Origin of the sequence: Pantoea sp. GbtcB22 (genome assembly GCF_019091025.1) — a bacterium.
In the GTDB taxonomy this organism is placed as follows: domain Bacteria; phylum Pseudomonadota; class Gammaproteobacteria; order Enterobacterales; family Enterobacteriaceae; genus Pantoea; species Pantoea leporis.
Genome location: NZ_JAGXKB010000025.1, coordinates 1 through 703, shown reverse-complemented (window position 1 = coordinate 703; position 703 = coordinate 1). Strand labels below are relative to the sequence as shown.

The 703-nt window shown below is 72.0% G+C and carries 1 protein-coding gene; it reads left to right on the top strand.

Features of this window, described 5'->3' with window-relative positions:
- A partial coding sequence (locus KVT28_RS24670) for an Ig-like domain-containing protein (protein ID WP_254633654.1) occupies positions 1-703 on the top strand: 703 nt, incomplete at both ends.

Sequence of the window (703 nt, the reverse complement as noted above, 5' to 3'; positions counted from 1 at the left end):
TGGATGGCGATGGCCGCCTTCGCCGGGCTGCTCGGCCTCGGCGGCATCGTGCGCGCCATGCAGAACCAGCACGGCGGTCCGTCAGACCAGCCGCCGCCCGCGCCGCTGATTGCACACGCCACCGACGTGACCGGCATGTACACCGGCGCGCTGGGTCACGGCGGCGTTACCGACGATGCGCAGCCAGAACTCACCGGCAGCGGCAACGTCCCCGGCGAGCTGATTACCGTCTACGCCGACGGCGTGGTGATTGGCTCCACCCTCGTCGCCGGAGACGGCAGCTGGACCTTCCGCCCCGACGCGGCGCTCTCCCACGGACTGCACACCTTTACCACCACCGCCACCGCCGCCTCCGGCCTCGTCAGCGAACACTCCCCCGGCTTCGACCTCGACGTTGACCTTATCGCCCCGGCCCGTCCGCAGGTGGTCAGCGCTGACGACGACACCGGCACACTGACCGGCGCGCTCGCCAGCGGCAGCGTCACCGACGACGCGCAGCCCCTGTTCAGCGGCCAGGCCGAGCCCGGCTCGCTCATCGTGTTTATGCTCGACGGCGTGGTCGCCGGCTCCGCGACCGTGGCCGCCGACGGCAGCTGGCAGTGGCGGCCCGACGCCGCTCTGCCCGACGGCCCGCACAGCTTCACCGCCCGGGCCACCGACCCGGCGGGCAACACCGGATTACCCTCCATCCCGTTCACCTTCA